This window comes from Pseudomonas synxantha, assembly GCF_900105675.1.
GTDB lineage: Bacteria > Pseudomonadota > Gammaproteobacteria > Pseudomonadales > Pseudomonadaceae > Aquipseudomonas > Aquipseudomonas synxantha.
In genome coordinates this window covers 1981311-1999174 of the sequence record NZ_LT629786.1, presented here as the reverse complement: position 1 = coordinate 1999174, position 17864 = coordinate 1981311, and the positions used below count along the sequence as shown (strand labels likewise).

At 63.0% G+C, this 17864-nt stretch carries 12 protein-coding genes; all 12 read left to right on the top strand.

The annotated features are described in order from the left end of the window. Positions 1 to 112 precede the first annotated feature (112 nt). The 12 genes from glgA (at position 113) to BLU48_RS09440 (ending at position 17588) form a co-directional block, all read left to right on the top strand. A complete protein-coding gene (gene glgA / locus BLU48_RS09500; protein ID WP_082636684.1) occupies positions 113 to 1669 on the top strand; it encodes a glycogen synthase GlgA in 1557 nt (518 codons plus the stop codon). Positions 1670 to 1689: 20 nt separating this feature from the next. Beyond that, positions 1690 to 3435 (top strand): malto-oligosyltrehalose trehalohydrolase, encoded by a 1746-nt coding sequence (treZ, locus tag BLU48_RS09495; protein ID WP_057024027.1) that lies wholly within the window; start codon positions 1690 to 1692, stop codon positions 3433 to 3435. Continuing rightward, positions 3432 to 5516: a 4-alpha-glucanotransferase gene (malQ, locus tag BLU48_RS09490; protein WP_057024028.1), complete on the top strand. Its 2085-nt coding sequence runs from the start codon at positions 3432 to 3434 to the stop codon at positions 5514 to 5516. Before treZ ends, malQ begins: the two co-directional genes overlap by 4 nt. After that, positions 5513 to 8263: a malto-oligosyltrehalose synthase gene (locus BLU48_RS09485; RefSeq protein ID WP_057024029.1), complete on the top strand. Its 2751-nt coding sequence runs from the start codon at positions 5513 to 5515 to the stop codon at positions 8261 to 8263. Before malQ ends, BLU48_RS09485 begins: the two co-directional genes overlap by 4 nt. Before the next feature lie 23 nt (positions 8264 to 8286). Next, a complete protein-coding gene (locus tag BLU48_RS09480) occupies positions 8287 to 8553 on the top strand; it encodes a DUF2934 domain-containing protein (protein WP_057024030.1) in 267 nt (88 codons plus the stop codon). A gap of 109 nt (positions 8554 to 8662) precedes the next feature. Next, entirely contained in the window at positions 8663 to 10822 is a 2160-nt protein-coding gene (gene glgX / locus BLU48_RS09475; protein WP_057024031.1) for a glycogen debranching protein GlgX, read from the top strand. A 1-nt stretch (position 10823) separates the two neighbouring features. Further along, entirely contained in the window at positions 10824 to 11822 is a 999-nt protein-coding gene (locus BLU48_RS09470) for an acyl-CoA dehydrogenase family protein (RefSeq protein WP_057024032.1), read from the top strand. Next, positions 11819 to 12577: a PIG-L deacetylase family protein gene (locus BLU48_RS09465; protein WP_057024033.1), complete on the top strand. Its 759-nt coding sequence runs from the start codon at positions 11819 to 11821 to the stop codon at positions 12575 to 12577. The genes BLU48_RS09470 and BLU48_RS09465 overlap by 4 nt, the downstream gene beginning before the upstream one ends. After that, positions 12574 to 13173: an SAM-dependent methyltransferase gene (locus tag BLU48_RS09460; RefSeq protein WP_057024034.1), complete on the top strand. Its 600-nt coding sequence runs from the start codon at positions 12574 to 12576 to the stop codon at positions 13171 to 13173. Before BLU48_RS09465 ends, BLU48_RS09460 begins: the two co-directional genes overlap by 4 nt. Continuing rightward, a complete protein-coding gene (locus BLU48_RS09455) occupies positions 13170 to 13829 on the top strand; it encodes a glycosyltransferase family 2 protein (RefSeq protein WP_057024035.1) in 660 nt (219 codons plus the stop codon). The genes BLU48_RS09460 and BLU48_RS09455 overlap by 4 nt, the downstream gene beginning before the upstream one ends. 179 nt (positions 13830 to 14008) lie before the next feature. Continuing rightward, the gene (locus tag BLU48_RS09450) at positions 14009 to 14770 is read left to right on the top strand and encodes a PIG-L deacetylase family protein (RefSeq protein ID WP_057024036.1); all 762 of its coding nucleotides are present in this window, start codon (positions 14009 to 14011) and stop codon (positions 14768 to 14770) included. Between the two features lie 250 nt (positions 14771 to 15020). Then, positions 15021 to 17588 carry an autotransporter family protein gene (locus tag BLU48_RS09440; protein ID WP_057024038.1) on the top strand — a complete coding sequence of 856 codons (2568 nt, stop codon included), beginning with the start codon at positions 15021 to 15023 and terminating at the stop codon, positions 17586 to 17588. Positions 17589 to 17864 lie beyond the last annotated feature (276 nt).

The window sequence follows — 17864 nt, the reverse complement described above, 5'->3', positions numbered from 1 at the left end:
ACTGGCATACGCCTTGCCAGTTTGTACAGCGCTTGTGTGTCTGGCCGCAGGATGCGGTCAATCGGAACTGATGGCAGCGGGCCATCAGCCAACCAACAGATGGGAGTGCATTATGATCAGTGCCGCAGTAGATACTCAGGGAGAGCGTTTTAGTCAGCCGGCAGGGGGGCCTAAGTCTTTGGCCGACCTGCCCAACACTGTGCGGCCGATCGTGAGTCAGAACCCGAATCGAAAGAAAGTGTTGTTCGTCACCTCCGAATTCGCCGACCTGGTAAAAACCGGTGGCCTGGGCGATGTGTCCGCCGCCCTGCCCCGCGCCATGGCCCACCTGCACGATGTGCGGGTGCTGATCCCCGGATACCCGCAGGTGATGGAAAGCGACAACCCGATTCACATTGTCGGTGAGCTGGGCGGCCACGCCGCGTTGCCACCCTGCAAGATCGGGCGCATGGACCTCAAGGACGGCCTGGTCATCTATGTGCTGATCTGCCCCGAGCTGTACGAGCGTGAAGGCACGCCCTACGGCGCCAACAACGGTCGCGACTGGCCCGACAACCATATTCGCTTCGCTCGCCTGGGCCTGGCCGCCGCCGATATGGCCGCCAACCTGGCGCAAATCCACTGGTGCCCGGACCTGGTGCACGCCCACGACTGGCCCGCTGGCCTGGCCCCGGCGTATATGCACTGGCGTGGGTCACGCACGCCGACGCTGTTCACCATTCATAACCTGGCCTACCAGGGCGTTGTGAGCCTGGCGTCGACGCCCGAGCTGGGCATTCCGCCCCACGCCTTGCAACAGGAAGGCATGGAGTTCTACGGCAAGATGTCGTTTCTCAAGGCCGGCATGGCCTATTCAAGCCACATCACCACCGTGAGCGCCACCTACGCCCAGGAGATCACCACCCCGGAATTCGGCTGCGGGCTGGATGGGTTTCTCGCCAGCAAGACCCAGCAAGGACTGCTCAGCGGGATTCCCAACGGCATCGACGAAAGCTGGGAAACCTCCACCGACACGCACCTGACCCACAACTTCAATATCGGCGACTGGGAAGGCAAGGCCATCAATGCCGCCCATGTGCGCGAGCTGTTTGGGCTGCAGCCGTCCAGCGGCCCGCTGTTCGCGGTGGTGTCGCGCCTGGTCTACCAGAAGGGCCTGGACCTGACCGAGGCGGTCGCCGGTTTCATCGTCGAAAACGGCGGCCAGATCGCGATCATCGGCCGCGGCGAGCCGGAAGAAGAACATGCCATGCGCGAGCTGGCGTTGCGATTCCCGGGCCAGGTGGGCGTGCGCATCGGCTTCAACGAGACCGATGCTCGGCGCATGTTCGCCGGCAGCGACTTCCTGCTGATGCCGTCGCGCTATGAGCCGTGCGGCCTTAGCCAGATGTATGCACAGCGCTTCGGCTCGTTGCCGGTGGCACGTAACACCGGCGGCCTGGCGGACACCATTGAAAATGGCGTCACAGGTTTTCTGTTCAACGAGTCCACTGTGGACAGTTACAAGGAAGCCTTGAGCCGCGCCTTCAAGGTCTTTGCCCTGCCTGGCCTGCTTAACGCCATGCGCAGCTGCGCCATGACCCAACCCTTCAACTGGTGCCAGGCGGTAGAACCTTACGCCGAACTCTACGAACAACTGGTGGCCAAGGCCCTGGGGAAATCGACTAAATAATCATTGGGAGGGCTTCATAGATGCCACTACGGACTCTGGAAACCTCGCCCCACGGCGCAATCATGCTGGACGCGCAACACACGCGTTTTGCCCTGTGGGCGCCAGACGCGCTTTATGTCAGCGTTGAATTGGAACACGGGAAATCCATTGCCATGCTGCCCCAGGCAGATGGCTGGTTCGAAGTAAAGGCGGCGTGCCCCGCCGGCACGCTCTACCGCTTCAACATCGATGGGGAAAAGGCGGTGCCCGACCCCGCGTCCAGGGCCCAGGCCGTGGATGTGCACGGTTGGAGCCGAGTGGTTGACCCGCACGCTTATGAGTGGCGCCATAGCCAGTGGCAAGGCCGCCCCTGGCATACGGCGGTGATCTACGAACTGCACGTCGGCGCGATGGGCGGTTACGCCGAGGTGGAGAAGCACCTGCCGCGCCTGGCCGAGCTGGGCATCACCGCCATTGAGCTGATGCCTCTGGCGCAATTTCCCGGCGAACGCAATTGGGGCTACGACGGCGTGCTGCCCTACGCGCCCCACGCCTCATATGGCTCACCCGAGCAACTCAAGCACCTGATCGACAGCGCCCATGCCCTCGGCCTCGCCGTGATCCTGGATGTGGTCTACAACCACTTCGGGCCCGACGGCAATTACCTGGGCCAGTACGCCCAGGGGTTCTTCCAGGAAGACGTGCACACGCCCTGGGGCGCCGGCATCGATTTCGAACGCCGTGAGGTACGGGATTTCTTCCTCGATAACGCCTTGATGTGGTTGCTGGAATACCGCTTCGACGGCCTGCGCCTGGATGCGGTGCACGCCATCGATAATCCCGGTTTCCTGAAGGAACTTGCGCAGCGAGTGCGTCAGCGGGTCGACAGCGGGCGTCACGTCTGGCTGATGCTGGAAAACGAGCTGAACCAGGCCAACCTGTTAAAGGAGGACTTCGACGCCCAATGGAATGATGACTTTCATAACGTGCTGCATGTACTGCTCACCGGCGAAACCGATGCCTATTACAGCGACTTTGCCGAACAGCCTACCGCCAAGTTGGCGCGTTGTCTGGGCGAAGGGTTTATCTACCAGGGCGATACCACCCGCCATGGTCATGCACGCGGCGAACCCAGTGCCGACCTTCCGCCCAGCGCCTTCGTGGCGTTCCTGCAGAACCACGACCAGGTCGGTAACCGCGCCCTGGGCGAACGTCTGCACCAGCTATGTTCGCCCCAGGCGCTGAAAGCGGCGACCGCCCTGTTGCTGCTGTGCCCCATGATCCCGATGATTTTCATGGGCGATGAGGTCAACGCCACCGAACCCTTCCTGTTTTTCACCGACCATCACGGTGAACTGGCCGAGGCGGTGCGCGAAGGTCGGCGCAATGAGTTCGCCGATTTCGCCGCATTTCACGACCCCGAGCAACGCGAGCGCATCCCCGACCCCAACGCGTTGCCCACCTTCCTGCAATCGATGCCTTCATTTGTCGAGAACGACCACGCCCAGCTCTATCGTCACCTGCTGAACCTGCGCCACCTGCATGTGGCGCCGCATTTGCCCGGCGCCACGGCCTTGGGCGCACAGGTGCTGGCCGAGGGCGCCGTAACGGCGCGTTGGCGCCTGGGCAACGGCAGCCTGTTGCAAATCGACCTGAACCTTGGCGAGCAACCCATCGATCACTCGCCGCCCCGACACCTCATCTTCCAAACGCCGGCCGAGCAAGGTGCGCAGTTGCCACCCCACAGCGCCCGCGTGTCCTTATCCCCTGCTGGAGAACACTTTTGAGCGAAGCGAACCTGGAACTACTCGCCAGCCGCGCGGGCCTGGCCGTCGATTGGATCGATGCCAACGGTCGCCCGCAACATGTGCAAGCCGATGCCCTGCGTGCGGTCCTCAAAGGGCTGGGGCACCCGGCCGATACCGATGCCGAGATCGACGCCAGCCTGCGCGACCTTGAGCGAGTACAACAAGACACCCACCTGCCGCCGTTGATGACCACCGACAGCGGTGAAGGCCTGGACCTGGCGCGCTACTTCGCACCGGACACCCCGTGTCGCGTCAGCCTCGAAGGCGGTGAAACCCTGGAGCTGCGCCTCGACGGCGATGCCGTGTTGCCCGGTGTGATCGCCCTCGGCTACCACCAGGTACATATCGACGGGCAAACCTTCACCCTGGCCGTTGCCCCCGCCCACTGCTTCAGCGTGGCTGACGCGGTGGACAGCCGCCCCGCCCGCGCCTGGGGTTTGAGCGCGCAGCTGTATGCCCTGCGCCGCCTCGGCGATGGCGGCTTCGGCGACACCCTGGCCCTGGAGCATCTGATGCGTGCGGCGGCCGAGCGCGGTGCCGAGGCGGTGGCGATCAGCCCGATGCACGCGATGTTCAGCGCCGACACCGAACGTTTCAGCCCTTATTCGCCGTCCAGCCGCCTGTTTCTCAACAGCCTGTATGCTTCGCCCGCGTGCATCCTGGGTGAACGTGAAGTGCGCAACGCCATCGAAGCCGCCGGGCTGGCGGACGAACTGCATGCACTGGAGCAACTGCCCCTGATCGACTGGCCCGCCGCCGCCAGGGCCAAGCAACGCCTGTTGCGTACGTTGTATGAAGACTTCCGCCACGGCGCGCACCCGCAGCATGCCGACTTCCAGAGCTTCCGCCAGTGCGGCGGCGAAGCGCTGGAAAACCACTGCCGTTTCGAGGCCATACAAGCCCAGCGCGCCGCCGCAGGCGAAGACCTCGACTGGCGCCATTGGCCCGAAGCCTGGCGCACCCCGCAAAGCCCGGCCCTCGCGCAGTTTGCCGAGCAAAACCGTGACGAGATCGGTTACTTCGCCTTCACCCAATGGCTGATCGCCCGCAGCCTGGAGCGCGCACAACAAGCCGCCCGTGGCAGTGGCATGGGCATCGGCCTGATCGCCGACCTGGCGGTGGGCGCGGACGGCGGTGGCAGCCAGGCCTGGAGCCGCCAGGATGAGCTGCTGGCCGATCTGACCGTGGGTGCGCCGCCAGACATTCTCAACCGTGCGGGCCAGGGTTGGGGCATCTCGGCGTTCTCCCCCGAAGGCCTCAAGCGCAACGGCTTTCGCGCCTTTATCGAAATGCTGCGGGCCAACTTTGCCCATGCCGGCGGCCTGCGGATCGACCATGTGATGGGCTTGCAGCGCCTGTGGGTCATTCCCCTGGGTGCTTCGCCCCATGAAGGTGCCTACCTGTATTACCCGGTGGACGACCTGCTGCGCCTGCTGGCCCTGGAATCCCATCGCCACCAGGCCATCGTCCTCGGTGAAGACCTCGGCACCGTGCCCGACGGCCTGCGCGAGAAGCTCAGCGCCCGCTCGATCCTGGGCATGCGCGTGCTGCTGTTCGAACAGAACCATGAAGGCCAATTCAAGCCAATTCTGGACTGGCCCGACAACGCCTTGGCCACCACCAGCACCCACGACTTGCCCACCCTCAACGGTTGGTGGCACAGCCGCGATATCGAATGGAATATCCAACTCGGCCTGATCGACGCCCCGACCGTGGAGCAATGGAGCGAGCACCGCCTGCACGAACGCCAGGCGCTGCGCCAAGCCTTGGGCCAGGACCCGCAGAACTTTGTCGATGAAATACGCAACGACACCGACCATATGATCGATGCCAGTGTGCGCTACCTGGGGCACACCCGCGCGCCACTGGTATTGCTGCCGCTGGAGGACGCACTGGGCGTCCAAGAGCAAGCCAACCTGCCCGGCACCCTCGACACCCACCCCAACTGGCGTCGTCGCCTGCCAGGCGAGGCCGCCAGCCTGCTCGACAATAATAGTGCTGCACGCCGCCTCGAACTGCTGGCGGTAGCGCGCAACCAAGCTTATGAGCGTGACCGATGAAAGCACTGCCCCTGCGCGCAACCCAGCGCCTGCAATTTCATAAAGACTTTACCCTTGATGACGCGGTGCCGCTGGTGCCGTATTTCGCCCAGCTTGGCATCAGTCATCTGTATGCCTCGCCGCTGCTGAGCGCCCGCGCCGGCTCCATGCATGGCTATGATGTGGTCGACCCCACCCGTGTCAACCCGGAGCTGGGCGGCGAAGCGGCGCTGCGGCGCCTGGTCGCCGCACTGCGCGAGCACGATATGGGGCTGATCCTCGATATCGTCTCCAACCATATGGCTGTGGGCGGTGCGGATAACCCCTGGTGGCTGGACCTGCTGGAGTGGGGCCGCTTGAGCCCCTACAGCGAATTCTTCGATATCCAGTGGCATTCGCCCGACCCCTTGCTCAAAGGCCAATTGCTCATGCCGTTTCTGGGCAGCGATTACGGTGAAGCCCTGCAGAGCGGTACGCTGACCCTCAAGTTCGATGCCGCTCACGGAGCCTTCTACGCCGAACACTATGAACATCGCTTTCCGATCTGCCCAAGGGACTACGCCTTGATCCTTGGCCACGACGAGGGGCTCAAGCCGCTGGCCGAGCGCTTTGCCGCCCTCGCTTATCAGGACGACGCCTACGCCGAAGCCGCCTGGCTCAAGCAAGCGCTGGCCGAACGCGCTACCGAAGTACTGCCGGCTATCGAACAACGGCTGGCCGCCTTCGATGGTCGCCAGCCCGAGGGCTTCGAGCGCCTGCATCATCTGCTCGAACAACAGGCCTACCGCCTGGCCAGCTGGCGCACCGCCGCTGACGATATCAACTGGCGGCGCTTCTTCGACGTCAATGAGCTGGGCGGCCTGCGTGTGGAACGCACGGCGGTGTTCGAAGCCACCCACGGCAAGATCTTCGAGCTGATCAGCGAAGGCCTGGTGGACGGTCTGCGCATCGACCATATCGACGGCCTGGCCGACCCGCGTGGCTATTGCCGTAAGTTGCGTCGCCGCGTGGATGCTTTGTCGCCCCAGCGCCATTTGCCGATCTTCGTGGAAAAGATCCTCGGTGACGGGGAAACCCTGCGTGAAGACTGGCAGGTCGACGGCACCACCGGCTACGAATTCATGAACCAACTGTCATTGCTGCAACACCACCCAGAGGGCTTTGCCCCGCTGGCCGAATTGTGGACGCGGCACAGCGAACGCCCTTCGGCGTTTATCGAAGAGGCCCGGCTGGCACGCCAGCAGATCCTCAACGGCTCGTTGGGCGGCGACTTCGAAAGCGTGGCCCAGGCCTTGCTGCAAGTGGCCCGCGACGATGTGATGACCCGCGACCTGACCCTGGGCGCCATCCGGCGGGCCTTGCAGGAATTGATCGTGCATTTCCCGGTGTATCGCACCTACATCAGCGCCAGGGGCCGCAGCGCGGCCGACGACAGGATATTCCAGCAGGCCATGGACGGTGCGCGCAGCACCCTCAACGAAGGCGACTGGCCGGTGCTTGAGCATCTGGAAAAATGGCTGGGCGGCCAGCCTTGGCGCAATCGCCCGGTGGGCCGTGAACGCAAGATCCTCAAGCATGCCTGCGTACGCTTCCAGCAGCTGACTTCGCCCGCCGCCGCCAAGGCCGTGGAAGACACCGCGTTCTATCGCTCGGCAGTGCTGCTGTCGCGTAATGATGTGGGCTTCAGCACCGAACAGTTCAGTGCGCCTTTGGCGGACTTCCACGCCGCCAATCAACAGCGCCTGGAGGCCTTCCCCGACAATCTGCTGGCCACGGCCACCCATGACCATAAACGCGGCGAAGATACGCGTGCGCGCCTGGCGGTGCTCAGCGAGTGCGCGCCCTGGTATGCCGAACAGGTCGATCACTGGCGCAACCTGGCCACGCCCCTGCGCGAGCATGCCGACAGCCCCTCGGCGGGTGATGAGCTGATCCTGTATCAGGTGCTGCTCGGCAGCTGGCCGCTGGAGCACAACCCAGACTTGGAGGTCTACCAGCAACGCCTCTGGCAGTGGCAGCAAAAAGCCCTGCGCGAGGCCAAGTTGCAGAGCAGTTGGAGCGCCCCCAACGACGCCTATGAGCAAGGTGTCGAAGGGTTCCTCAAGCGCCTGTTACTCAGTGACGCCGGTGCGCCGTTGCGTAGTGCACTGGACAGCGCCGCCCAAGCCATCGCTCCTGCCGGCGCCCTGAACGGGCTGGCGCAAACCTTGCTTCATCTCACTGTGCCGGGCGTACCGGATGTGTACCAGGGTGATGAGTTCTGGGACTTCAGCCTGGTGGATCCGGACAACCGTCGCCCGGTGGATTTCGCTACGCGCCAACACGCGCTCGATACCCCACCGGATATCGGCGAACTGTTGTTCAACTGGCGTGACGGGCGTATCAAACAGGCGTTGATCGCCCAGGTGCTGGGCTTGCGCAAAACCTATCCCGAGCTGTTCCGCCACGGCAGCTATACCGCGCTGGAAGTGGTCGGCCAGCATGCCGAGCGGGTGGTCGCGTTCTATCGCCAACATCAAGGCCAACAGCTGGTGGTAGTGGTGCCACGTTGGCCTTATCAGCTGCTTGAAAACGGCATGTTTCCCCAGATCAATGCGCCGGTTTGGGGCGACACGCGGGTTAAATTACCGTTCGCCGCCACAACACAAAACTGGAAGGGACTTTTTCAAACGCGCGCAGTCACACCCAACAAGGAGCTGTTGATCAACGCTGCCCTGGGGGATCTCCCGGTCAATGTCTTTATCAATCCTGATAATCAAGAAAGCTGAACATTTTCTGTGAGGAGTTTGTGATGAGTAAAGAAGAGGAACGCATTCGCGAATTGGCGCATCAGATCTGGGAGTCCGAAGGCAAGCCACACGGCGAGGATGCTCGCCACTGGGAGATGGCGCGCAAGTTGGCCGAAGCCGAAGCGCTGACCCCTAGTAAGCCCAAGCCAGCCGCCAAGCCGAAAACCGCGACCAAGGCCGCCGCCAAGCCTAAGGCCGCACCTGCCCCAGCAAAGCCTGCGGCGAAAAAACCGGCCGCGCCGAAAAAGCCCAAACCGCCCGCCCCATGATCCCTTGGGCCTCCGTACTGGAGGCCCGTTTGCGTCCACGTCATTCGCTGAAGCACCGTCAGTACGGTTGCGCTCGGCCCGAAAAAAGACTTTTTGCAGGAGCAACTCAATGAGCAAACCCGATAAAACCACAGCGACGCAGGAACATGAACCGTCGCGGATTCGTGAAGGTTTGCCCTTCCCACTCGGTGCCACCTGGGATGGCCTGGGCGTCAACTTTGCACTGTTCTCGGCCAACGCCACCAAAGTCGAGCTGTGCCTGTTCGACGATGCCGGCGAGGTAGAGCTGGAGCGCATCGAACTGCCCGAATACACCGACGAGATCTTCCACGGCTACCTGCCCGACGCCCATCCCGGGCTGATTTACGGCTACCGCGTGTATGGCGCTTATGACCCGGCCAATGGTCACCGTTTCAACCACAACAAACTGCTGATCGACCCCTACGCCAAGCAGCTGGTGGGTGAGCTTAAGTGGTCCGAGGCACTGTTTGGCTACACCATTGGCCACCCCGACGACGACCTCAGCTTCGATGAGCGTGACAGCGCGCCCTTCGTGCCCAAGTGCAAGGTCATCGACCCGGCCCACACCTGGGGCAATGATCAACCGGTCCGGGTGCCATGGGACCGTACGATCATCTATGAAACCCACCTGCGCGGTATCAGCATGCGCCACCCGTCGGTGGGCGAGTCGGTGCGCGGCACCTGCGCAGGCCTGATGGAAGACGACGTGCTCAAGCACATCCGCCAACTGGGTATTTCCTCGGTCGAACTGCTGCCGGTGCACGCCTTCGTCAACGACCAGCATCTGCTGGAAAAAGGCATGACCAACTACTGGGGCTATAACAGCATTGCGTTCTTCGCACCCGACCCGCGCTACTTGGCCAGCGGCAAGATTGCCGAGTTCAAGGAGATGGTCGCGCACCTGCATGAGCAGAAGCTGGAAGTGATTCTCGACGTGGTCTACAACCACACCGCCGAAGGCAACGAGCGCGGCCCGACCCTGTCCATGCGCGGCATCGACAACGCCTCCTACTACCGGCTGATGCCCGATGACAAGCGCTTCTACATCAATGATTCGGGCACCGGCAACACCCTGGATCTGAGCCACCCCTGTGTGCTGCAAATGGTCACCGACTCGCTGCGCTACTGGGCCACCGAGATGCATGTGGACGGTTTCCGCTTCGACCTGGCAACTATTCTGGGGCGCTACCGCGATGGCTTCGATGAGCGCCACAGCTTCCTCGTCGCTTGCCGCCAGGACCCGATACTGCGCCAGTTGAAACTGATCGCCGAGCCCTGGGACTGCGGCCCCGGTGGTTATCAAGTGGGCAACTTCCCGCCAGGCTGGGTGGAATGGAACGACCGCTTCCGCGATACGGTGCGCGCGTTCTGGAAAGGCGACGACGGCCAACTGGCGGATTTCGCCGGGCGCATGACCGCTTCGGGCGAGATGTTCAACCACCGCGGACGCCGGCCCTACAGCTCGGTGAACTTCATCACCGCCCACGACGGTTTCACCTTGCACGACCTGGTCTCGTACAACGACAAGCACAACGAGGCCAACGACGAAAACAACCAGGACGGCAGCAACAACAACCTGTCCTGGAACCACGGCGTCGAAGGCCCCACCGACGATCCGGAAATCAACGAACTGCGCCTGCGCCAGATGCGCAATTTCTTCGCCACCCTGCTGCTGGCCCAAGGCACACCGATGATCGTCGCCGGGGACGAGTTCGCCCGTACCCAGCATGGCAATAACAACGCCTATTGCCAGGACAGTGAGATCGGCTGGGTCAATTGGGACCTGGACGATGACGGCAAGGCCCTGCTCAAGTTCGTCAAGCGCTTGATCAAGCTGCGCCTGACGTATCCGATCCTGCGCCGCGGGCGCTTCCTGGTCGGCGACTACAACGAAGACATCGGCGTGAAGGACGTCACCTGGTTGGCGCCGGATGGCAACGAGATGACCACCGAGCAATGGGAAGACAGTCAGGGCCGCTGCCTGGGCATGCTGATGGATGGCCGCGCCCAGGAAACCGGGATTCGTCGCGCCGGTGCGGACGCTACCTTGCTGCTGGTGGTCAACGCTCATCACGACATGGTCAATTTCTGCCTGCCGCCGGTGCCAGAGGGTGAGTTCTGGACCTGCATGCTCGACACCAACGACCCGGCGGTACGCGGTCAGGAGCGCTTTGATTTCGAGCATGAGTACGCGGTAACCGGCCGCTCGCTGCTGTTGTTTGAACTGCAACGCGAAGGCGAGGTGTGAGATGGCGTTGCACGGTTTCCTTCAGGGCTACCGGGGTTATGCGGATACGCAGGCCCTGGGTGACGCACTGAAGGCACTCCAAGAGGAAGGTCTGGATCAACTGCCGCTGCCCGGCAGTGGCCAGACCCTGGCCCGCTTCAGCGGGCTGGCGCAGGTGGCGGGGCATGATTTGCGCCTGTGCAAGTTGTTCGAAGGCCATACCGATGCGCTGGCGATCATTGCCGAACTCGACAGCCCGCTGCCGCCGCTGGGCAGTACATGGGGCATGTGGGCATCTGAGCCGCCGACGGCCAAAGTGCGGGTGCGACACGCTGGCCAGCGGCTCGTGGTAGATGGGCGCAAGGCGTGGTGCTCCGGCGCGGCGGTGGTCAGCCATGGTTTGCTGACCGCCTGGGACGAGGAGGATCGCCAGCAACTGGTGGCGGTGGCAATGGATCAACCTGGCGTGACGGTCACCGATGAGGGGTGGAGTGCCGTGGGCATGGCGGCCACGGGCAGCGTCGAAGTCCTGTTCCGCGAGGCCTGGGGTGTTGCGGTCGGTGGCCCGGGCGATTACCTGTCGCGCCCAGGTTTCTGGCACGGCGGGATCGGCATTGCCGCATGCTGGTACGGCGCCGCGCAGCGCCTGGGTGAAGTGTTGCGCGCCCACTGTGCCCAGCGCCCCGAACCCCATGCCCTGGCCCATCTCGGCGCCGTCGACAGCGCCCTCAACAGTGCCGCGTGCGTGCTGCGCGCCAGCGCCGGGCAGATCGACCGCGAGCCCGGCGCAGATGCCCGGCAACTGGCGCAACAGGCACGGGCCTGTATCGAGGACACCGTCGAACAAGTCATGCATCACGTTGGCCGTGGCGTCGGTGCGGGGCCTTATTGCAAAGACCCGCACTTTGCCCAGTTGATGGCGGATTTGCCGGTGTATGTGCGGCAAAGCCATGCCGAACGCGACCTTGCCGCCCTGGGCGAACAGGTTGCCGGCGAGCCCTTAGGGAGGTGGCAGTTATGAAGCCCAATCCGATTGTCGGCCAAGGTACATCGCTCAATCACTGGCAAACCTCGACGCGGCTGGCCGAGCTGCCGCACATCAGCGTCGCGCAGTTGGTACCCGAGGGGCATCGCGCGGTAATTATCGCCCCGCATCCGGACGATGAAGTGCTCGGCAGCGGTGGTTTGCTGCAAGGTCTGGCGCTGCTGGGCCGGCCCATCCAGTTGATCTCCGTGACCGACGGCAGTGCCAGCCACCCCGGCTCCCGGCGTTGGCCGGTGGAGCGCCTGAGCGTAGTGCGCCCCCAGGAGTCGGCACAGGCCCTGCATCGCCTCGGCCTGCCGCTGCACAGTTTGAAATGGCTGCGCGCCGGGTTTGCCGACAGCAAAGTGGCCGAGCGCGAAACCCAGCTCTGCGAGTTTATCCAGCGCCACCTCAAACCCACCGACGTGGTGTTCGCCACCTGGCGCGAAGACGGCCATTGCGACCATGAAGCCGTAGGCCGCGCCAGCGCCAAAGCGGCCCAGGCCGTCGGCGCGACCTTGTATGAACTGCCGGTGTGGACGTGGCACTGGGCCACGGCTGAAGACGACATGGTGCCTTGGCATCGGGCACGCAAAATCCCGTTGACCATCGAGGCCGTGGCGCGCAAACGCCACGCAATCCACGCCTTCGCCAGCCAGCTGGAAGGCGATCCGCAAATCGGCCTGCCACCGGTACTGGCGCCCTATGTGGTGGAGCGTTTGCTGCAACCTTTTGAAGTGGTGTTCGTATGAGTGTGGCAACCCCCTACTTCGACCAACTGTTTGCCGGCAACGACGACCCCTGGGCCTTTCGTCAGCGCTGGTACGAACAACGCAAGCGCGCCCTGACACTGGCCCTGCTGGCCCGGCCGCACTACGTCTCGATCTTTGAACCTGGCTGTGCCAACGGCGAATTGAGCGCTGAACTGGCGAGTCGTTGCGATCGCCTGGTGTGCTGCGACGCGACCCAGGCGGCGGTGCTGCTGGCACAAACGCGGCTGGCGGATTTCCCCCACGCCCTGGTGGAACAGCGTCGCCTGCCCGGGCAATGGCCCGCCGGGAAGTTTGAGCTGATCGTACTGAGTGAGCTGTGTTATTACCTGGATGCCGACGACCTGCATCATCTGATCGATTGCGCCCTCGCCGCCTTGGCCACTGACGGCCAGTTGCTGGCCTGCCATTGGCGCCCGCCCATCGAGGGTTGCCCGCAAACCGCCGAACAGGTGCACGCCCTGCTCCAGCAGCGGCTGGGTATGCCTCCCCTGGCGCAATACCATGACCAGGATTTCCTGCTCGACCTGTGGAGCCGCGACGGTACCTCGGTTGCACACCACGAGGGTTTGCGATGATCGGTATTCTGATCCCGGTGCATAACGAAGAAGCGCTGCTGGGCGACTGCCTCAGGGCCGCGCAGATCGCCGCCAACCATCCCGGCCTGCTGGGGGAAACGGTGCAGATCCTGGTGGTACTCGACAGCTGCACCGATGGCAGCGCTGCGATCGCCCAGGCGCATCGGGTGTACAGCCTGCCGGTGCAGGCGCGCAATGTCGGGCAAGCCCGAGGCGACGGCGCACAGCATTTATTAAACCTGGGCGCACGCTGGATTTCCTGCACCGACGCCGACAGCCGCGTGGCCCCTGACTGGCTGGTGGCGCAACTGGCCCTGGGCTGTGATGCCGTGTGTGGCACGGTGACGGTGGATGCCTGGAGCGAAGGCTTCGACTCGGCGGCACAGATTCGTTATCACCAGGCTTACCAGGCCCGCGATGGGCATCGGCACATCCATGGCGCCAATCTGGGAGTGAGCGCTAGCGCCTACGTGCAGGCCGGCGGGTTCGAACCGCTGGCCTGCCATGAAGATGTGCAACTGGTGCGCGAGCTGGAACGTTGCGGCGCCTCGATTGCCTGGAGCCATGCGCCGCAAGTGGTGACCAGTGCGCGCCTGGACTGCCGCGCCCAGGGCGGGTTCGGCGACTACTTGAAAAGTCTGATGCAGGTTTCGTAAAAAAACGACAGGCCAACGTGTAAAAGCGCCAGATCCTTGTCTATGCTCATAACGCTTTGCACGGCACGCCAGGATTGGCGTGCCGTGCACTCACCCCAGCGGAGCCTGGGGTGAAAACAAGAGCGTCGTCCCGTCAACGGGGTACGACCCAGCATTGACCGACAAGGATATGTCCCCCCATGAAGCCTGCCTCCATAAGCGAAGGCCGTCGCGGCCCCGCGCAAATCTGGAACAGTGCGCCGCAGCTGGCACAGGTTCCCGCCATCGCACTCACCAGCCTGGTGCCGCCCGGCGCACGCGTCGTGGTCATTGCCCCGCACCCGGGCGATGAACTACTGGCCTGCGGCGGTTTGCTGCAACTGCTCAGTACCCGCGAACACCCCTTGCAATTGATCTCCATCACCGACGGCAGCGCCAGCCATCCCGGCTCCCAGGTGTGGCCGGCCAGCCGCCTGAGCGTGGTGCGCCCCCAGGAAAGCGCCGAAGCATTGCGCCGCCTGGGCATGCCGTTGCACAGCCTGAAATGGATCCGCGGCGGGTTTCGCGATGACGCGTTAGCCGCCCACGAACAGGCGATGAGCCAGTTCATCGCGCGCTACCTGCAACCGGGCGACAGGGTATTTACCACGTGGTGCCACGACGGCAACGACGATCACGATGCCGTCGGACGCGCCAGCGCCAAGGCCTGCAACCTGGTGGGGGCAAAGCTCTATGAACTGCCGGTCTGGGCCTGGCACTGGCCGGCACGGGAGGTTTCCATGATCCCCTGGCAGCGCGCACGCAAGGTACGCCTGGATACCTGGAGCGTCGCGCGCAAGCTGCACGCGACCCATGCCTATGCCAGCCAATTGGTCGGCGATCCGCAGATCGGTTTACCGCCCAAGCTGGCCCAAGTGTTGCTCGAGCGTATACGCGAACCCTACGAGATCGTGTTTGCCTAGGGGCTGACTCGTCCATACCTGTTATTTCTTACAGTAGCAGCCCATCAAATCTACGGCTAAGGTGCAAAAAGTCTTGCACAGGTTAAGGTGCAGTCGAGAAAGCCATGCCAACCCTTTGCATTGGCCGATGTTTTCAGATGCAGGTAACCCGTAGTCCCTGATCCGTATCGCGTTCGTCGTTGCCATGGTCTTGAACCGCGCCTGGTGTGCCAGGTGCCGGGACATCATTGTGCTCAAGCGAGGACCGACCATGCGCACACGGATCACTTCTCTGTTGTACTCAGGCATTGCCTCAGCGATCGTACTGGCGGCCTGGCCGCTGGCCTCGTATGGGGCGTGTACCATCAACAATACGGCAGGCAGCGACGCCTCCAGCTGCGACAGCGCCACCGCGCCGGGCTTTAGCGATACCGGAGGCGATAACACCCTTGAAATCACCGCAACCGGCAGAGTGAGCGGAAATGTGGTGTACGGGGGCGGCAATGATCTGGTCGATGTGAACGGCCCGAGCGCCGGGATCGATGGCAGCCTCGACCAAGGCGACGGCAACAATATTTTCCGGCTCAACCTGGGCAGCATCACCGGGTCGGTCAGCCAGGGCTCGGGCGCCGATATTGCGCAGATTTCCGGAGGCCAGGCAGGTAAAGTCACCCAGGGGTCAGGCATCGACCGTTTTGCCATGAGTGGTGGCACCATCGCCTCGCTGGAACAAGGCGACGGGCTGGACGTGTTCTTCATGAGCGGCGGTACGATCACCGGCGCTTTCGAGGACGGCGACGAAGCGACAATGACCGGCGGCACCATTGGCCGGGTCAACATGAAACTCGATGACAACCGGTTCGATATGTCGGGCGGCAGGATCATCGGCAACCTGGTAACGGGGTTCGGCAGGGACACCATCCTGATCTCGAAAGACGCGCTTGTCGACGGCGATATCAGCGTCAGCGGCGGTGCCGATCAGGTGAACATCTCCGGTGGTACCGTCAAAGGACGACTGCTGCTCAGCTTTGGTAATGATGACTTCATCTGGTCCGGCGGCAACCTGCATTCATCCGTGCTGATGGGGGAAGGCGACGATACCGCATTGCTTCAGGGGCTGGTGGCAGCGCAGGTGGCTGCGGCGCAAGTGTTGGATGGGGGCCTGGGCACCGACACCCTGACCCTGGACAACACCAAGGTCGGTGACCCCGCCCTCTTCACCCAATGGGAAAACATCCGCCTGGACAACGGCTCGCAAATGACCCTGGGCGGCACGTTGAAGCTGGGGGACAGCGCGACCGGTACCGGTGCCCTGACCATCGATGGCAGCAGTGCGCTGCTGGTCGGCACCGGCAGCATCGACCCATTCACCGCCGGCCAACTGGTCAATGTGACCAACAGCGGCACCCTCGACATGACCACCGGCAGCTCCACCGCCAACGACACCTTGACCATCAACGGCAATTACACCGGCAACGGCGGGCGTCTGGCGTTACAAAGCGTGCTGGGGGCAGACGACTCGGCCAGCGACAAACTGGTGGTCAGCAACGGCACATTCGCAGGCAATACCGGCGTGCTGATCAACAACCTTGGGGGCGCGGGTGCGGCGACAGTGCGAGACGGCATCCTGGTAGTGCAAGCGCTTAATGGCGCCAGCGGACCTGAAAGCGCGTTTACCTTGGCCAACACAGTAAGCGCCGGGGCGTATGACTACTATCTGTACAAAGGCGGGGTCACCCCTGGAACGGCAGAGAACTTCTATCTGCGCTCCACTACACCGCCCGCCCCCCTGCCCAACCCTGACCCTGAAGTACCGACCATCCCAGTGCCGGAACCGGTGGAAGGAACTCCGCCTCTGCCTGGTCCCACTGACAAGGAGGTCCCGATCTATCGTCCCGAAGTACCGCTGTACGCTGCGCTGTTTCCCGCCGCGCAGCAAATCGTGCAAGGCATGCTCGGTACTTATCACGAGCGCATGGGCGATCAGAGCCGCCAGCAGCATACCGGCATCATGCCGGCGGGTTGGGGCCGGGTCTACGGCAACAGCAGCCGCCAGGGTTACGCCGGTACGGTCAGCCCTACCCTGGACGGTTCGCTGACAGCCTTCCAAGTGGGCACCGATGTGTTCGCCAGCCACCTGGACAACGGCCTGCTGCAGCGCCTCGGGTTCTTCGTCGGTCATAGCCGCCTCAAGGGCAATGTGAAAGGCTTCAACAGCGGCTGGGAGGACAAGGACGCCGGCAAGACCACATTGCGCGGCGATAGCCTGGGGGCCTATTGGACGCTGATCGGCGCCAACCAGGCTTACCTCGATCTGGTGCTTATGGGTACTCGCTTTGATGGCAACACCGAGTCCGACCGTGGCGTGAAGATGAAAACCCGCGGGCATAACGTCACCGCCTCCGCCGAAATCGGCTGGCCGCTGGCGCTTAGCGCCGACTGGGTCGTGGAGCCCCAGGCGCAGTTGATCGTCGGCAAGACCAAGCTGGATAGCCAGAATGATGGCATTTCAGACGTTTCCTATGACGCCGATACCAACGTCACCACGCGCCTGGGCGTGCGCCTGCGCGGCGATTACAGGGTCAATGGCATGCCGCTGCAGCCCTATGTAAGGGCAAATGTCTGGCACGCCAGCGCCGGAGACAACAGTGTGCTTTTCAACCATGAAACCCGTATCGACACCAAGCAGAAATCCACCACTGTGGATGTCAGCCTTGGCGCTACCCTGGAAGTTGCACAGGGTGTGAGCCTGTATGGTGAGCTCGGCACCGAAAAGAATCTGGACAGCAATATGCTCCGCGGCCGCCAGGGCACGTTCGGTCTGAGAATGGCGTTCTGAGGCGATCTTTGTACCGCAGTGTGTACGAGAGCCACTGCGGTACATAACCCTTGCACAACTATTTCTACCAAGTTGGCCCCCTGAACGCCTGAAAACTGCAGAACGGTGCCCCGCCGGAGAAACCCGGCGGGCATCAAATAATGGCTAAACGCCTGCCCGCAACTCATGGAGAATTTCGTTAACTAATTCTTCCCCAAGGCTTTTTCCTACGGATTCAATCTGCCACACTGATGAGAATAATTATCAACAGATTTATTATTCGCCACGGATGGCCTC